This is a genomic window from Pseudomonas sp. PF05, from assembly GCF_056521845.1.
Map to the genome: position 1 here is coordinate 35,814 of NZ_JBWLPW010000002.1, position 16,723 is coordinate 52,536.

A 16,723-nucleotide genomic window follows, 5' to 3' on the forward strand; every position below is an offset into this window, starting at 1 on the left:
ATCCCCTCGCCACAGGTGAGTTGTTGTAGCAATCCATAACGCGTTACTAAGGATGGTTCGTGATGAAAGTCGATAATAAAAAACAACCCGGACAGACGGGCCGCGTGTTTGTGCCCAAGGTCCTCAATCGCGCCGTGCTCTGCGCCCTGGCAACCTTGGGCACGGCCCAGGCGGCGCCTTATGTCGAGAGCGGCAGGGCGGGCAACCCGGACAGTTGGCGCAGCAGTGAATTCAACGCCGAATGGGGGTTGGGGGCAATCAATGCGCAGCAGGCCTACGCCGCCGGGTATACCGGCAAGGGCGTCAAGCTGGGGATTTTCGACCAGCCGGTCTACGCGGCTCACCCGGAATTCTCCGGCACCGACAAAGTCGTGACCCTGGTCACCAGCGGCATTCGTGAATACACCGATCCCTACATTCCGGTGAAGGCCGGTGATGCGTTCCGCTACGACGGTTCACCCACCGTGGGCTCCGATGGCAAGCTGGGCTCCCATGGCACCCATGTCGGCGGAATCGCTGCCGGCAGTCGCGATGGCAGCCCGATGCACGGCGTGGCGTACGATGCGCAGATCATCAGCGCCGACAACGGCGACCCGGGCCCCGAGGACGGCATCATCCTGGGCAACGATGGCGCGGTGTACAAGGCAGGTTGGGACGCGTTGATCGCCAGCGGCGCCCGCATCATCAACAACAGCTGGGGCATCGGCATCACCGATCGCTTCGACCAGGGCGGCCGCGATCCGGCGTTCCCGCACTTCACCGTGCAGGACGCGCAACTGCAATTCGACCAGATCAAGCCGCTGCTGGGCACCAAGCCCGGCGGCGCCTACGAGGGCGCCATCGCCGCGGCCCGCAGCGGGATCGTGACGATCTTCGCCGCCGGCAACGACTACAACCTCAATAACCCCGATGCCATTGCGGGCTTGGCGTATTTCGTGCCGGATATCGCGCCGAACTGGCTCACCGTGGCGGCGCTGCAAATCAACCCCGACACCGCCAGCGCCGATCCGTACACCATCAGTACCTTCTCGTCGCGCTGCGGCTACACCGCCAGTTTCTGCGTGTCGGCACCCGGTACCCGGGTCTACAGCGCCGTGATCGGCGGCACCCGTGCCGACGACCTGACCGTCGGCTACGCCAACAAGAGCGGCACCTCCATGGCCGCGCCCCATGTCGCCGGCAGCGTGGCGGTGTTGATGGAGCGTTTTCCGTACATGACCGGCGCCCAGGTCGCCAGCGTGCTGCGCACCACCGCCACCGACATGGGCGCGCCGGGCGTTGATTCGTTGTATGGCTGGGGCATGATCAACCTGGGCAAGGCCATCGACGGCCCCGCGATGCTGGTGACCGAGCAGGACATTCCCGAGGCATTTCGCATCGAGGGCGCCTATGGCTCCGGTCAGTTCGTGGCGGACCTGCCGGGTATCGGCGCGATCATCGATGCCGGTAAACCCACGGAGCGGGTGTGCAGCGGCATCCAATGTGGCCTGGACGTTTGGCGCAACGACATCGCCGGTCACGGTGGCTTGACCAAGGAGGGCATCGGCACCCTGGTGCTCACCGGCGCAAACACTTACAGCGGTCCAACCCTGGTCAATCAAGGACGACTGGCAATCAATGGCTCGCTGGCGTCGGCCGTGACGGTCAACGACGGCGGCATCCTCGGCGGCAACGGGCGCGTCGCCAGCCTGACCGCCAACCGTGGCGCCAGCGTGGCGCCGGGTAACTCCATCGGCACGTTGCAAGTGGCCGGCGATGTGACGTTCCAGCCTGGCTCGAACTACGCGGTGGAAGTCTCGCCCACCTCCAGCGACCTGATCGTTGCCGATGGCAAGGCGTCCATTGACGGGGCGACGGTGTCGCTGTCCCTGGAAAACAGCCCGACGCTGCTGACGGCCAGCGAAGTGAAAAGCCTGCTGGGCAGGCAGTTCAATATCCTGCAGGCCGCCGATGGTATTGACGGGCGCTTTGCTGAAGTCTTGCCCAACTATGCGTTTCTGGGGGGCGACCTGGCGTACAGCGCCAGCGGCATTCAACTGGCGGTCGAGCGTAACGACGCGTCATTTGCCAGCCTCGGCCTGACGCCTAACCAGCGCGCCGTTGCCTCGGCCGCCGAACAACTGGGCGCGGGCAACGGACTCTATGAAGCCTTGCTGCTCTCGCCCAGCGCCGCCGTGGCGCAACAGGCATTCCAGCAACTGTCGGGTGAAATCCATCCGGCCATCGGCACGCTGTTGATCAATGACAGCCGTCAATTGCGCGACGCCATGGGTGATCGCCTGCGCCAGGATGCGCTGTACGACGCCGGCACGCCGAGCGATGCCAGCAGCAATGCCTGGTTCAAGGTGCTGGGCGCTTGGGGCAAGAACGATGGCGGACATGATCACGCCAGTACGACCAGCTCCATCGGCGGGCTGCTGGCCGGTGTCGACGGCCTGATCAGCGACCAGACGCGACTGGGCTTCGTCACCGGCTACAGCGACAGTTCGTTGAGCATGGGCGACGGCACTCATTCCTCGGCCAAGGCCGACAGCTATCACCTGGGTGTCTATCTGGGGCATGAAATCGACGCGCTGCGCCTGACCGTCGGCGGTGCTCACAGCTGGCATCGCATCGACGTCAAGCGTGACTTGCAATGGGGCGACGTCAGCGGCCGGGAGAAAACCAAGCGCGATGCCCGGACCACCCAGCTCTTCACCGAAGCGGCGTATCGCCTCGACTTGCAACCGGTAGCCCTGGAGCCGTTTGCCAACCTGGCCTATGTGCACCTGGACAGCGACAGCTTCCATGAGAAAGGCGACAACGCAGCCCTGCACGCGGGCGACGACCGCCGCGATGCGGTGCTCTCGACCCTGGGCGTGCGGGCCAGCCACACCCTGGCCCTGTCGGAGCAACAGCAACTGCAGCTGTCCGGCTCCCTCGGTTGGCAGCACAACCTGAGCAGCACCACGTCCGAGCAAGACCTGGCATTTGCCGACAGCAGCCACACCTTCGCGGTGCAGAGCGTGTCCATGGACCGCAACGCCGCCGTGATCGGCGCCCGTGCGGGCCTCGCGGTCGCCAAGGATGTGCGGGTCAATCTCGATTACAACGGCTTGCTCGGCTCGCGGGATAAAACCCATGGCGTGGGCCTGACGCTGGACTGGCAGTTCTGACCCAAATGCAGAACTCAACACGCACTTCTATGGCGTATAGCAGCTACGTAGGAGCTACGTAGGAGCTATGTAGGAGCTGTGTAGGAGCTGTGTAGGAGCTGTCGAGTGCAACGAGGCTGCGATCTTTCCAAAGCCACTTAAATCTCAAGCGAAAGATCAAGGATCAAGGATCAAGATCAAGATCAAGATCAAAAGATCGCAGCCTTCGGCAGCTCCTACAGGGTTCGCTCGCTTCCAATATTCCAACAACAAAAGAGAGCAACAACCATGGGTATCTACGATTACAAGAACCTCGGCACCACCGAATCCAAGGCGTTGGTCAGCGATGCAATGGCGATCATGCTGTATTCCTACCACAATCTCGACAACGGCTTTGCCGCCGGTTACCAGCACAACGGCTTCGGTGCCGGCCTGCCGGCGACCCTGGTGACCGCGCTGCTGGGGGGCACCGATTCCCAAGGGGTGATTCCCGGCGTGCCGTGGAATCCCGACTCGGAGAAACTGGCCCTGGAGGCGGTACAAAAGGCCGGCTGGACGCCCATCAGCGCCGAGCAACTGGGCTACGCCGGCAAGGTGGATGGCCGCGGGACGTTTTTCGGTGAAAAGGCCGGCTACACCACCGCGCAGGTAGAGATCCTCGGCAAGTACGACGCCGAGGGTCACTTGCAGGAAATCGGCGTGTCGTTTCGCGGCACCAGCGGCCCTCGGGAAAACCTGATTGGCGACTCCATCGGCGACGTGATCAACGACCTGATGGCCGCGCTGGGCCCCAAGGACTATGCGAAAAACTACGTCGGCGAAGCCTTTGGCAACCTGCTGGGGGACGTCGCCAAGTTTGCCCAGGCCAATGGCCTGACGGGCAACGACGTGCTGGTCAGCGGTCACAGCCTGGGCGGGCTGGCGGTCAACAGCCTGGCGGACTTGAGCGTCAGCAAATGGTCAGGGTTCTACTCCAATGCCAACTACATCGCCTACGCCTCGCCAACCCAGAGCAGTACCGACAAGGTCCTGAACATCGGTTACGAGAACGATCCGGTGTTCCGCGCCCTGGACGGCTCGACGTTCAACCTTGCGTCGGTGGGTGTGCACGATGGGCAACAGGAATCGGCCACCAACAACATCGTCAGCTTCAACGACCACTACGCTTCGACGGCATGGAACGTGTTGCCATTTTCAATCCTCAACATCCCCACCTGGATTTCCCACCTGCCGACCGGCTATGGCGATGGCATGGGCCGGATCATGGGCTCGGTGTTCTACGACCTCACCGAAAAAGACTCCACCATCATCGTTGCCAACCTGTCGGACCCCGCGCGCGCCAATACCTGGGTGCAGGACCTCAACCGCAATGCGCAAACCCACACCGGCAGCACGTTCATCATCGGCAGCGACAGCAATGACCTGATCCAGGGTGGCCAGGGCAACGACTACCTGGAAGGCCGCGCCGGCAACGACACCTTTCGCGATGGCGGTGGCTACAACGTGATCGTGGGCGGGCAGGGCAGCAACAGCCTGCAACTGCAGCAATCGATAAAGGACTTCAGCTTCGCCCACGACGGGATGGGGACGCTGTATGTTCGCGATGCCCAGGGCGGGATCAGCATGACACGGGACATCGGCACGCTGGTCAGCAAAGAGCCCGGTCTGCTTTGGGGGTTGTTCAAGGATGAAGTGAGCCACAGCGTTACCACCAACGGTTTGCTCACCGGGGGCCACCTTAGCGCGTATGCGTCGTCGCTCAACGGCGGTGCGGCCAACGATACCCTGGTGGCGCGGGCTACGGGCGACTGGCTGTTCGGCCAGGACGGCAACGATGTGCTGGTGGGCGGTGCGGGTAACGACACCTTTATCGGCGGCACGGGCAATGACCTGATGCAATCGGGTGGTGGCAATGACACATTCGTCTTCAATGGCGCATTCGGCCTGGATCGAATCAGCGGTTATGATGCAGGCGACAAACTGGTATTCCTCGGTGTCGAGGGCGCTGGGTCGGGGTACGACTACAGCCAGCACATGACCGAGGTGGGCAACGACACGCTGCTCAAGGTCGGCGACAGTTCCGTGACTTTGGTGGGTGTTGGCCTGGGACAAGTTGCAGGCGAGGGCATCGTGTTCGCCTGAACTGAGGTTGTTTGAGTCTGTGGCGAGGGTGCTTGCTCGTGCCGGGCGCGAAGCGGCCCTAAATCTGGCGTCTGTCTGGACGTTACCGGTTAAGGGCCAGCAGCGCAGCGGGAGCGAGCGCCCTCGGCACAGTTGTTAGCGCTAGGGGAGGTAAAGCAGTGAGCAGTAAACAAAGCACTATCGTCGGCCTGATCTGTGGCCTGGTCTCCAGCAGCGCACTGGCGGAATTGCCGGATCAGTCGATTCTGACCCGCTACGGCATAACGTCGGATCAGTTGCCCGCCGCCCAGGCAGGCAAACCCGAGGAGGCGCCAACGCCAAGGTCGCGCTTCGAAGTACAGCCTGAAAAGCCTTGGGTGTCGGTAAGCCTCGGGGAAACGAAGAAGCCGGACACCACCGGAAACCTCAGCATCGATCGTTCCAATCAGCAGGAGCATGAACGTTGCCTGCGACTGCAAGGTGATTCGTTGCGGCGCAAAGGCGCGATGATCAGTTGTCAGGAGAGCGGCCCGATGCCAGGGGGAAGCAGGGGATTCTCCCAATGATTTAAAAGCGAGCCCTCTGCGGGGAGAGGGCGGGCAGATGCTCAGTCTTCCTTGCGGATGGTCGCCACGTCATCGGCGCGAACCCGGACTTTCTTGCCGGAAATATCTTCGAACTCGTAGAAACCGTCGGCGGTGCGGGTATTGGGGGTGTCCTTGGTCAAATACTGGGTACCGTTCTGCAAGGTCACCACGGTAGGCGACGCGCAGCCAGCCAGAGCCATGAATGCTACGGCAGCCAGAGGCAGTCCCAGAAACCTGATGTTCATATCCATAACCTCTCAATCAAAAGTACGCGGACAGCTGATTGGACCACGCCATCACATTAGCTAACCGCCATTGGTCTCGCTTGCCGTAGGAAAGTTCATCGCTCACTGAGGGATTTCATCTCTAAATATAGGAGACCGCTCATCTTTTGCAGTTGCCTGGAGCGGTCGCAGCTGATATCTGTACGCATAACCAGTACTTCAGCATCCGTGGCGCTTCTTTCCGTGACAGCCAACCCCCTCGACGATCCCTTCTACTATCTGAACAACTTCCAGCGCGTGCTCAGCTGGCTGGAGCAACGCTATGCCGACGTGCTCAGCCCCGAAGAGCAACTGTTTATCGGCGAGTTTGCCGCACTGCCGCGTGCGTCACAGGGCTTGCTGGTAAGGATGGTGATGCGCAAAGGGCTGCGGTTTCGCCACAGCAAGCTCAGTTATCCGGAAATCGGTGATATTGGCAGCGCCGTCGAGCCGTTGCTGGCGTTGGGCTGGGTTGAGGAACAGGCGCCGCTGAGCCTTGTCGAGCTGTTCGAGGTACTGCTCAAGTCGGAAATCCTGGTGTGCCTGGGCCACCTGATCGAACAACCCAAGGCGAAAAAAACCGAATGGCTCCAGGCCTTGAATGAGCCATTGAGCCAACCACAGCCCTTTGGCAGTTGGTGCCCGCAACTTGAGGACCGCCTGTTCAGCCTGACGATCATGGACCTGTGCGACCGACTGCGGCTGATGTTCTTCGGCAACCTTTACCAGGACTGGTCGGAGTTCGTACTGGCGGACCTGGGCATCTTCACCTACGAAACCGTCGAGTTCAGCGCCGAGTCACGGGGTTTGCGCAATCGTGAGGACGTCGATGCCTGCCTGTTCCTGCACGACTGCCAACAGCGCTTCGAAGCCGGCGAGCCCCTGGAAGCGATTGTCGCCCAGGTCAATGAACTGTCCTTGGATAATCCGTGGCTGGAGCGGCGACGGGGCAAGTTGTTGTTCCACATCGGCCAGCACGGCGAGCGCATCGGCGACTTCGCCTTGGCCTTGAGGATCTATCGCGATTGCACCTACCCAGGTGCGCGGTTGCGGATGGTCCGGGTGCTGGAGCGCATCGGCGAATACGCTCTGGCCCTGGAACTGGGCGAGGCGGCGGTCCTCGCACCGCAAAGTGCTGCCGAAACCCAAGCCTTGCTGCGGATCGTGCCCCGTCTTCGGCGCAAGTTGGGCGGGCCGCCGGTGCCACGGAGCCTGGCCTGTGAAGTGGAACGCCTGGAGCTGCAGCTGCCTCGCGTCGATCCGACCTTGTCGGTGGAGTACCATGTCCAGGCCCACCTGCACGACGAAACCGCACCAGTGCATTACGTCGAGAACAGCCTGATCAATTCGCTGTTTGGCCTGCTGTGCTGGCCGGCGATTTTTGCGCCGTTGCCGGGGGCGTTTTTCCACCCATTCCAGCGCGGACCGGTCGACCTGCTCAACGAAGACTTCCATGCCCGCCGTGCCGAGCTGTTCGCGGCCTGCTTCGCCGAGCTGGACGACGGGCGCTATCGGGACACCATTGGCCGCCGCTATGCAGAAAAATGGGGCGTGCAGTCGCCTTTCGTGTTCTGGGGCGCGCTGACCGAAGAATTGTTGGCCCAGGCGCTCGATTGCCTGCCGGCCGCACACCTCAAGCAGTGGTTTAGCCGGCTGCTGCTGGACATCAAGGCCAACCGTGCCGGCATGCCAGACCTGATCCAGTTCTGGCCGCAGCAAAAGACCTACCGCATGATCGAAGTCAAAGGCCCCGGCGATCGCCTGCAAGACAACCAACTGCGTTGGCTGGAGTTCTGCCATGAACACCAGATGCCAGTGGCCGTTTGTTATGTGCAATGGGCGGAGTCAGCCATCGCGAGCGAGCTCGCTTCCACAGGGGATGAGTCACCACAGATCAAATGTGGGAGCGAGCTTGCTCGCGATGAGGCCCCATGAACCCTGCACCCAGCTACAGCATTGCCGTGCGAGCGTTGTGTGAGTTCACCGCCAAGGTGGGCGACCTTGACCTGCGTTTCACACCGTCACCGACGGCCCTGGAAGGCATTGCCGGCCATCGCACCGTGGCCTCGCGACGCAGCGAGGGTTATCAGGCTGAAGTGGCCCTCGAAGGGCATTACCAGACACTGACAGTCAAAGGCCGGGCCGATGGCTACGACCCTGTTCGCCATTGCCTTGAAGAAGTGAAGACCTATCGGGGTGACCTTACCAAGCAGCCGGCCAATCATCGCCAGCTGCATTGGGCCCAGGCGAAAATCTACGGCGGGTTGATGTGCCAAAAACTGCAATTGCCGCACATCGACGTGGCCCTGGTGTACTTCGACATCGTCAGCGAAAAGGAAACCTGTATCACCCAACGTTTCGAGGCGACACAGCTGCAAGCCTTCTTCGAAGCGCAATGTGCGCTGTTCCTGGCCTGGGCCGAACAGGAAATGGCCCATCGACAGGCACGCAACCTCGGCGCGCAATCGCTGGTGTTTCCCCATGCGGGTTTCAGGCCCGGGCAACGGCACCTGGCCGAATCGGTGTTCAAGGCTGTCAGCACCGGCCGCTGCCTGATGGCCCAGGCGCCCACCGGCATCGGCAAGACCGTCGGTACGCTGTTCCCAATGCTCAAGGCCCTGGCGCCGCAGCAACTGGACAAGGTGTTCTTCCTCACGGCGAAGACCCCCGGGCGCAAGCTGGCCCTGGATGCGGCGCGCGTGATCACCCACGGCGCGCCGTCGATGCCATTGCGGGTGTTGGAGATGATTGCCCGGGACAAGGCTTGCGAACACCCGGACAAGGCCTGCCATGGCGAATCCTGCCCGCTGGCCCGTGGTTTCTATGACCGTTTGCCGGGCGCCCGGGCAGCGGCGAGCCAGGTCACGTTGCTCGACCAGGCGGCGTTGCGCGAGATTGCGCTGGCCCATGAAGTCTGTCCGTATTACCTCAGCCAGGAAATGGCCCGCTGGGCCGACGTGGTGGTGGCCGACTACAACTATTACTTCGATTTCAGTGCGTTGCTTTTCGGCCTGGCCCAGGCCAATGGCTGGACTGTCGCGACCTTGGTGGATGAGGCCCATAACCTGGTGGAGCGGGGGCGGCAGATGTACAGCGCGACCCTCGACCAGGCCACGCTGACCAGCGTGCGCAAAACCGCCCCCGAACCGCTGAAAAAATCCCTGGACAGGGTCAATCGCCAGTGGAACACCTTGCATTCGCCCCAGGTGGCGGCCTATCAGGCCTATGAAAAGCTGCCCGAAAAACTGCTCCAGGCCCTGTCCACCTGTACCACAGCCATCGGTGATTACCTCAACGACCATCCCCAGGGCCTGGACAGCGGATTGCAGGCGTTTTACTTCGACGCCTTGCAGTTTGGCCGGGTGGCGGAAACCTTCGACGAACATTTCCTGTTCGACATCCACAAGCGCGAACTCGGCCGCCAGCGCAGCCTGTCGACGCTGTGCCTGCGCAACGTGGTACCGGCTGCATTCCTGCGGCCCAGGCTGACGGCGGCCCGCAGCACGGTGCTGTTTTCGGCGACCCTGAGCCCTCGGCATTACTACGCAGATTTGTTGGGGACGCCGGGCGACACGGTGTGGATCGATGTGGAGTCGCCGTTCAAGGCCGAACAACTGGACGTACAGGTCGTCAGTCGCATTTCCACTCGTTTTGCCCATCGCCAGGCGTCCCTGGAGCCGATAGTCACGTTGATGGCCCGCCAGTTCGGCGAGCGCCCGGGCAATTACCTGGCTTTTTTCAGCAGCTTCGATTACTTGCAGCAAGTGGCCGGGCTGTTCGCCGAGCGGTACCCGCACATTGCACTCTGGACGCAATCGCGCGGCATGGGCGAAGCGCCTCGGCAGGCGTTTATCGAGCGGTTCATGGAACACAGCCAAGGCATTGGCTTTGCGGTGCTGGGCGGCGCGTTCGGCGAGGGCATCGATTTGCCAGGTTCACGCCTGATCGGCGCATTCATCGCCACTTTGGGGCTGGCCCAGTTCAACCCGGTCAATGAGCAGATGAAACAACGCATGGCGGCGATCTTCGGCGATGGCTATGACTACACTTACCTGTATCCCGGCCTGCAGAAAGTCGTACAAGCGGCCGGTCGCGTCATCCGCACCCAACAGGATAGCGGGGTGGTGATGCTGATCGACGACCGGTTTGGCGAGGCCCGGGTGCAGCAATTGTTGCCGCGTTGGTGGTCGGTCACCGAGGAAACACACCCCGCCACCTGTGGGAGCGAGCTTGCTCGCGATAGCGGTCTGTCAGTGACATGAGGGCTGGCTGAAACACCGCCATCGCGAGCAAGCTCCCACAGGGAGCCCACTAGGGCTCGGGTTTGTGAATAGCCTGGGAGACCTGCGTATTGCGCTCCCAACGCTCAATAATTTTTCCTGGCGCCAGACTTGTTCCATACTCCGCAAAAGTCCACACGGATGCCCCGGCCAGATGCTTGAGAAAGACCCCAAGACCCCACTCATGAACGAGGAAGAGCGCTTTCGCCTGCTCATCGACGCTGTGGTCGACTACGCCATCTACATGACCGACCCGTCTGGCATCATCACCAGCTGGAACTCCGGCGCCAGGCGCTTCAAGGGCTACGAGGAATCCGAGGTCCTGGGGCAGCATTTCTCCCGTTTCTACACCGATCACGACCGCGCCGCCGGCCTGCCGCAACGGGCGCTGGATACAGCCATGCATGAGGGGCGTTTCGAAGGCGAGGGCTGGCGGGTGCGCAAGGACGGCACGCTGTTCTGGTCCCATGTGGTGATTGATCCGATCATCGACAGCCAGAGCGGTACCTTGCTTGGTTTCGCCAAGATCACCCGCGACCTGACCGACCGCAAGATAGCCGAGGAAACCCTCAAGCAAAGCGAGCAGCAGTTCCGCCTGCTGGTGCAAAGCGTCACCGATTACGCCATCTACATGCTCGACCCGCAGGGCCAGGTCACCAACTGGAACCTGGGGGCGCAGCGGATCAAGGGCTATCTTCCGACGGAAGCCATTGGCCGGCATTTTTCGATGTTCTACACCCCCGAAGATCGCGATACCGGCGAACCACAACGCGCGTTGAGCATCGCTGCCAGCGAAGGGCGTTTCGAGAAAAAGGGCTGGCGCATGCGCAAGGATGGCACGCGCTTCATGGCCCACGTGGTCATCGATGCGATCCGCAGCGACACCGGCACGCTGTTGGGATTTGCCAAGGTCACCCGCGACATTACCGATGCCACCCAGGCCCAGCAGGCCCTCGAGCAGGCCCGCGAGGCGCTGTTCCAATCCCAGAAACTGCAAGCCATCGGCCAGCTCACCGGCGGCATCGCCCATGATTTCAATAACCTGTTGACGGTCATCCTTGGCAACCTGGAAATCGTGCGCAAGCGCATGCCCGACGAGCCGAAGCTCACTCAATTGCTGGACAACGCGACCCAGGGCGCGCTACGCGGGGTTTCGCTGACCCAGCGCATGCTGGCGTTTGCCCGCCGGCAAAAACTGACCTACGAATCGGTCGAGCTGTCGGCCCTGCTGCAAGGTATCAGCGGCCTGCTGCAAAGCTCCCTGGGCCCGTCGATACACGTCCAGACCCGTTTCGCCGAGGCACTGTCGCCGGTGCTGGCCGATGTCAACCAACTGGAACTGGCGATTCTAAACCTGGCAACCAATGCCCGGGACGCCATGCCCCACGGCGGCCAGGTCATGATTACAGCCGATGAGCGGCAAGGGTGCGATGCGCCCCCGGACGAGCCGATGGCCCCCGGGCGCTACATTTGCCTGGCGATTACCGACGAAGGCGAGGGCATGGACGAAGCCACGCTGGCCTCGGCGGTGGAACCGTTCTTCACCACCAAGGGGGTCGGCAAGGGCACGGGCCTGGGGTTGTCCATGGTGCACGGCCTGGCGGAACAGTTGGGTGGCCGCCTGACGCTCAGGAGCCGCAAAGGCGTCGGTACCACCGCGCAGTTGTGGCTACCGGTGGCTGACAACCCGGCACCGGGCAAAGTGTCGATCCAGGAAACATCACAGCCGGTCGACGAGTTGAAAGTGCTGGTGGTCGATGATGACAGCCTGGTGCTGACCAGCACGCGCCTGTTGATCGAAGACCTCGGACACCGGGTCCTTTGCGCCGCCTCGGGCGCCCAGGCGCTGGAGTTGCATGAGCGCAACCCGGACATCGACCTGGTGATCACCGACATGGCCATGCCGCAGATGGACGGTGCGCAGTTGGCGAAACTGCTGCGCGACCGCCAACCGAGCCTGCCCATCATCCTGGCCACCGGTTATGCCGAACGCCTGGAAGGTTCTGCCACGCAATTGCCTCGGTTGATCAAGCCGTTCAAGCAGATTGACCTGGTGCAGATCATTGGGCAGACGATGAAATAGTCAGGAGCACAACGTCCGCCTCCTGTGGCGAGGGCTCTGTGTAGGAGCTGCGTAGGAGCTGCGTAGGAGCGGTGTAGGAGCGGTGTAGGAGCTGTCGAGTGCAACGAGGCTGCGATCTTTCCCCAGACACTTGAGCCTCAAGCGAAAGATCAAAAGATCAAAAGATCAAAAGATCGCAGCCTTCGGCAGCTCCTACAGCACAAGAGCAGTCGCTTATTCAGTGTTCTTCTTGAACCCACGCAAATTCATCGCGCACAGGCAAAACTGCAACACGATCAATGCATACGCGTGGGTATGAACCCCCCAGACCACCCACAGAATATTGCTCGCAATAAAACAACTGAATCCCGCCACCCTGCGTTGCGGTTGGCGTGAGCCGATCAGCCAGGCGGCCAGCACCGTGACGAGCATCGCCGGCCATTGCACCCATCCAAGATAATCCACACAAACATCCTCTTGCCCTTACGAACTAAAGACCTTGGCAGTGAGGGAGCGTTTCCTCGGACTTTGATGCACCTGCTGTCCATTGGCTTGAACTTGCCGCGCACCGGGTTTTTCTAAAGAGTCCTGATCATCACCGAGGCACCGCCTGCGCAATGCCCAGAATACTCACCGGGCCCACCCCGGAAGAAGAACTGACGGAACACAACGCCAAACTGTTCGGCTCGCCCAAGGAACGACTGGATTTCTATCGCCGGGAGATCCAGTACGAAACCAGCATCCTGGCCAACCGAACCGATGCTTACCTGGCAGCCCAATCGTTCCTGGTGATCGCCTTTGCCTCGTGCATGGCCAACCTGAACCCGGAGTGGGGCAAGTTGTTCACGCTGATCGTGCCGCCATTTTTGGCTTTGCTAGGGTTCTTGAGTTCACTCAATGCCTGGCCGGGCATTCGAGCGGCCTACGAGATCATCGATCACTGGCATTTCAAACAGAGCGAGTTATTGCGCGCCGAACCCTTGATGGGCCTGGCCTACGACGAGTCGCCGTTGTTCAACGAGCAGGAGTCGACGCACAAGGGCTACCGCAAGTCGTTGCTGTTCTCGGTGCGTACGCCGTGGATCTTCGCCACCTTCTGGGTATTGCTGGGCGTGTATTCGGTTTATATCCAGGTGGGTGATCCGGGCGGTTGAGGCACCCGTGTCTCAGCCACCACGCTTGTGGCGCTCATACCATGCCAGGGTGGGCTGGGTCGTAACACCATGGACCAGAATGCTCAACGCCACCACCGACAAGGTGAGGTCGATGCACAGTTGCGCCACTGGCGGCTGCAGGCCATGGTTCAAGGCGTAAAACAGATAAAACAGGCTGCCGATCCCGCGAATGCCAAACCAGCCGATCAGCAGCCGTTGCGGTCCGTCGAGCAGTCGCCCCCAAGGTAGCGCCAGCACACTCAACGGGCGGATGACGGCAAACAACAGGGCACCGATCGCCAGGGCCCGCCAGTCCCAATGGTTGGCCAGCACAACGCCGAGCAGGGTGACCAGGAACACCTCCATCGACCGCTCCACAAGGCTGCCGAAGGCCAGCATGTCGCTCATCATCACCCCGGCGGCCAATTGACCATCGTCCAGCGACTCGGTATCGCCCACGACAGCCTGCTGGGGCTCGACGGTTTCGTGGCCCACCACCGGTTGCACCAAGTGTTCCGCCGGCGTCGCCGCTTCATCGGTGGATTTGACCTCGGCCTGGCGCAGTCCCAGGCCGGCGGCGAACACTGAGAGAAAGCCATAACCCTGGATCCACTCGGCCACGACGTAGGCCAGGGCAATCAGCGCCAGGGCCAGGTAGTCGTTGGGCGACAAGGTGCTGTCGGCATTCCTGATGCGCATCGACAAGGTCAGCTTGCCAATGCCGCGGCCCATCCAATAGCCGACCAGCAAACCGGCCGGCACGGCCCACAGGACATCACGCAGCAGCCAATCATCGAGAAAGCCGCTGCCATCTTCGCGCAGTATCAACAGGCCGAGGATCACGAAGGGAAACGCCGTACCGTCGTTCAGTCCCGCTTCACCCGACAGGCCGAAACGCACCCGGTCTTTATCACGCGCATCATTGACCTGCACCAGCGCCGCCAGCACCGGATCGGTGGGCGCCAGTATCGCGCCGATCAGCATCGACACCCCCCAACTGAGCCCGAACAGATAATGCAATGCCAGGCACAGGCTGGCGATGCACAGGATCATCACCGGCCCGGCCAGCCCAAAGGCCACGCGCCAGGTACGGTCCTTGAGGGGCAAGCGCAACTTGAGGCCGCTGACGAACAACGAAAACACCACCGCGACTTCCGTGAGGTGCTCCATCCAGACCGCCGAGTCGCTGATGTCCAGCTTCAGCACATCCAACCCCATCGGCCCGATGGCAACACCCAGCACCAGGCACATCGCCGAGGTGGTGACCGGCATCCAGCGCAGATAGGAGGAGGTCAGGGCCAGCGTCAGCAACACCGCACCGAGCACCGCTACCCATAATGTGAACGTCATCGTTGCTCCTTGGGTAGCAGGGAGCCAGTTGCAACACCCTGTAGGTCCATCCAGCATAATTGTGTGGCGAGGGGATTTATCCCCGTTGGGCTGCGCAGCAGCCCCCCTCATTCAACCTGATACACCGAGCGTTAGCGCCATGGGGCCGCTTCGCGTCCCCAGCGGGGATAAATCCCCTCGCCACAAGGTGTTCACTCGTTGGTATTTGGCGCACTTGTTAATCATTCGAGGCCCGGAGCGAAGCGAGGGTTCCCACCATTAACGGACAGCCCGTTTATCCGCCTGCCTTTCAACCCAACGGAATTTTTCGTCGTTTCCGGCGCTCTGCAACAAAAGAGACGTGCTGATCCAGCGTCCGCCGAAAACCCAAGAGGCCCTTATGACTGCGCTGACACCCCTCCAATCCCAGCCGGCCACCGTGCACCCTGTTATTCCTGAGGGCCACGTACGCCAATGTTATGAACGACTGTTCCAGGGTCCCGACGACGCAGACAAGCAAGCGCTCGCCCAAGCGTTCCTCCATGAATGCATCGCAAAAGCCGCGACGCTTCCCCAGGAGATGCCCGATGACCCCATGGCGTTGCAGGCCTGGGTCGAGCAGCACAGCGCCGGCGTGGCCCGGCAATACGCTGACTACCTGGAGCGGCGCAAAAGTGGCGGCGCGCGCGAGTTCTTCAGCGGCAAGGCCCATGCCCTGTACTTCCTGCAGGCTGTGGCGCCGACCAAACGGGTCGACGGCGCCTGGCTGTATGGCGTGGTCAAGCACTGGCAAGACCACCGTTTCGAAGGGTTGCTGTGCACCTACCTGGAAGAATTGGGGGACGGTCATCCCGCGCAAAACCACGTGGTGCTCTATCGCAAGCTGCTCGCCGAGCACGACTTGTCGGACGCCCCGGACATCGACGACGACCGTTATCTGCAAGGCGCCGTACAGTTGGCCTTGGGTTACGCCGGCGACGAATACCTGCCGGAGGTCATCGGCTACAACCTGGGCTATGAACAATTGCCCTTACATCTGTTGATCAGCGCCTATGAGCTGAGCGAACTGGACATCGATCCGTACTATTTCACCCTTCACGTCACCATCGACAACGCCAGCACCGGCCACGCCCATAAAGCCGTGCAAGCGTTGCTGCAACTGATGCCGATGGAAGCCGACCGTGAAGCCTTCTGGCACCGGGTCACCTTGGGCTATCGCCTCAACGACCTGGGGCAGGGCAGCCGGGACATCATCGGCTCGTTCGACCTGGATCGCGAAGTGCTGGAGATGCTTGAACGCAAACGCCCCTTCGGCCAGCACATGCATTCCGATTACTGCAAGTTCGAAGGCAAGACCGTCAACCAGTGGCTTTCGGCGCCAGGCCAGTTGGAAGGGTTCCTGGCGGCCATGCAGAACAAGGGCTGGATCAAACGCCATGAAGACCCGCAGAACAGCCGCTTCTGGACGCTGATCAACGGGGCTGGCGCAGCCATGTTCGGGGTGTTCAGCCCCTACGAAAAACAGCTGCTGCATGACTGGATTGCCGGTGATTGGCTGGACGAGGGCACAAGGTCCAGTGCCCGACGCGCCCCGGCTGCTGCTTGCGAGCCTGCGACGCCGATGGATGATCCCGATGTGCAAAGCCTGCAACAGGCGCTGCAAGGCCGGGCGCCCGATGAGCAGATGCAGGTGCTGATGCCCTGGCTCTGTGCCAGGCGTCATAGCCATCCGGCCGGGCTGTTGGCGACTCGTCGGTTCATCGAACTCAAATCCGCACTTCGCTAGGGAGCCC

Annotated in this window: 11 protein-coding genes; 8 read left to right on the forward strand and 3 right to left on the reverse strand. The window is 61.6% G+C overall.

From position 1 onward, the window contains the following. Positions 1–62: 62 nt before the first annotated feature. The 3 genes from AC09SL_RS05280 to AC09SL_RS05290 all read left to right on the forward strand — a co-directional run bounded on the left by AC09SL_RS05280 (position 63) and on the right by AC09SL_RS05290 (position 5,821). Positions 63–3,155, forward strand: a complete 3,093-nt coding sequence (locus tag AC09SL_RS05280; RefSeq protein WP_064106830.1) for an autotransporter serine protease — start codon at positions 63–65, stop codon at positions 3,153–3,155. 267 nt (positions 3,156–3,422) lie between these two features. Then, positions 3,423–5,276: a polyurethane esterase gene (locus AC09SL_RS05285; RefSeq protein ID WP_058543089.1), complete on the forward strand. Its 1,854-nt coding sequence runs from the start codon at positions 3,423–3,425 to the stop codon at positions 5,274–5,276. A gap of 158 nt (positions 5,277–5,434) precedes the next feature. Beyond that, entirely contained in the window at positions 5,435–5,821 is a 387-nt protein-coding gene (locus AC09SL_RS05290; protein ID WP_058543090.1) for a hypothetical protein, read from the forward strand. 41 nt (positions 5,822–5,862) lie between these two features. Here the strand turns inward: AC09SL_RS05290 and AC09SL_RS05295 are convergent, their stop codons facing one another. Then, positions 5,863–6,087, reverse strand: a complete 225-nt coding sequence (locus AC09SL_RS05295) for a YgdI/YgdR family lipoprotein (protein ID WP_058543094.1) — start codon at positions 6,085–6,087, stop codon at positions 5,863–5,865. A 222-nt stretch (positions 6,088–6,309) separates the two neighbouring features. Between AC09SL_RS05295 and AC09SL_RS05300 the strand changes: the two genes are divergently transcribed. The 3 genes from AC09SL_RS05300 (at position 6,310) to AC09SL_RS05310 (ending at position 12,468) form a co-directional block, all read left to right on the forward strand. Next, positions 6,310–8,040 carry a VRR-NUC domain-containing protein gene (locus tag AC09SL_RS05300; RefSeq protein ID WP_064106829.1) on the forward strand — a complete coding sequence of 577 codons (1,731 nt, stop codon included), beginning with the start codon at positions 6,310–6,312 and terminating at the stop codon, positions 8,038–8,040. Beyond that, positions 8,037–10,367, forward strand: coding sequence for an ATP-dependent DNA helicase (locus AC09SL_RS05305; RefSeq protein WP_058543095.1), 2,331 nt, complete (start codon positions 8,037–8,039; stop codon positions 10,365–10,367). The genes AC09SL_RS05300 and AC09SL_RS05305 overlap by 4 nt, the downstream gene beginning before the upstream one ends. 172 nt (positions 10,368–10,539) lie before the next feature. Continuing rightward, the gene (locus AC09SL_RS05310; protein ID WP_058543091.1) at positions 10,540–12,468 is read left to right on the forward strand and encodes a hybrid sensor histidine kinase/response regulator; all 1,929 of its coding nucleotides are present in this window, start codon (positions 10,540–10,542) and stop codon (positions 12,466–12,468) included. A 213-nt stretch (positions 12,469–12,681) separates the two neighbouring features. Here the strand turns inward: AC09SL_RS05310 and AC09SL_RS05315 are convergent, their stop codons facing one another. Next, on the reverse strand, positions 12,682–12,912 hold the full coding sequence (locus AC09SL_RS05315; protein ID WP_058543092.1) for a hypothetical protein: 231 nt from the start codon (positions 12,910–12,912) through the stop codon (positions 12,682–12,684). 152 nt (positions 12,913–13,064) lie between these two features. Between AC09SL_RS05315 and AC09SL_RS05320 the strand changes: the two genes are divergently transcribed. After that, positions 13,065–13,601, forward strand: a complete 537-nt coding sequence (locus tag AC09SL_RS05320) for a hypothetical protein (RefSeq protein ID WP_058543093.1) — start codon at positions 13,065–13,067, stop codon at positions 13,599–13,601. 12 nt (positions 13,602–13,613) lie between these two features. Here the strand turns inward: AC09SL_RS05320 and AC09SL_RS05325 are convergent, their stop codons facing one another. Next, positions 13,614–14,951: a cation:proton antiporter gene (locus tag AC09SL_RS05325; RefSeq protein WP_064106828.1), complete on the reverse strand. Its 1,338-nt coding sequence runs from the start codon at positions 14,949–14,951 to the stop codon at positions 13,614–13,616. Positions 14,952–15,330: 379 nt separating this feature from the next. On the opposite strand from AC09SL_RS05325, the gene AC09SL_RS05330 reads away from it, so the two are divergent. Then, positions 15,331–16,716, forward strand: a complete 1,386-nt coding sequence (locus AC09SL_RS05330) for an iron-containing redox enzyme family protein (RefSeq protein ID WP_058543712.1) — start codon at positions 15,331–15,333, stop codon at positions 16,714–16,716. Positions 16,717–16,723: the final 7 nt, after the last annotated feature.

What these genes read in the sequence shown, in the direction of transcription:
- AC09SL_RS05285 (WP_058543089.1), top strand. Translation starts at nt 3,423, where the DNA reads ATGGGTATCTACGATTACAAGAACCTCGGCACCACCGAATCCAAGGCG.
- AC09SL_RS05295 (WP_058543094.1), bottom strand. Translation starts at nt 6,087, where the DNA reads ATGAACATCAGGTTTCTGGGACTGCCTCTGGCTGCCGTAGCATTCATG.
- AC09SL_RS05280 (WP_064106830.1), top strand. Translation starts at nt 63, where the DNA reads ATGAAAGTCGATAATAAAAAACAACCCGGACAGACGGGCCGCGTGTTT.
- AC09SL_RS05325 (WP_064106828.1), bottom strand. Translation starts at nt 14,951, where the DNA reads ATGACGTTCACATTATGGGTAGCGGTGCTCGGTGCGGTGTTGCTGACG.
- AC09SL_RS05310 (WP_058543091.1), top strand. Translation starts at nt 10,540, where the DNA reads ATGCTTGAGAAAGACCCCAAGACCCCACTCATGAACGAGGAAGAGCGC.
- AC09SL_RS05305 (WP_058543095.1), top strand. Translation starts at nt 8,037, where the DNA reads ATGAACCCTGCACCCAGCTACAGCATTGCCGTGCGAGCGTTGTGTGAG.
- AC09SL_RS05320 (WP_058543093.1), top strand. Translation starts at nt 13,065, where the DNA reads ATGCCCAGAATACTCACCGGGCCCACCCCGGAAGAAGAACTGACGGAA.
- AC09SL_RS05330 (WP_058543712.1), top strand. Translation starts at nt 15,331, where the DNA reads ATGACTGCGCTGACACCCCTCCAATCCCAGCCGGCCACCGTGCACCCT.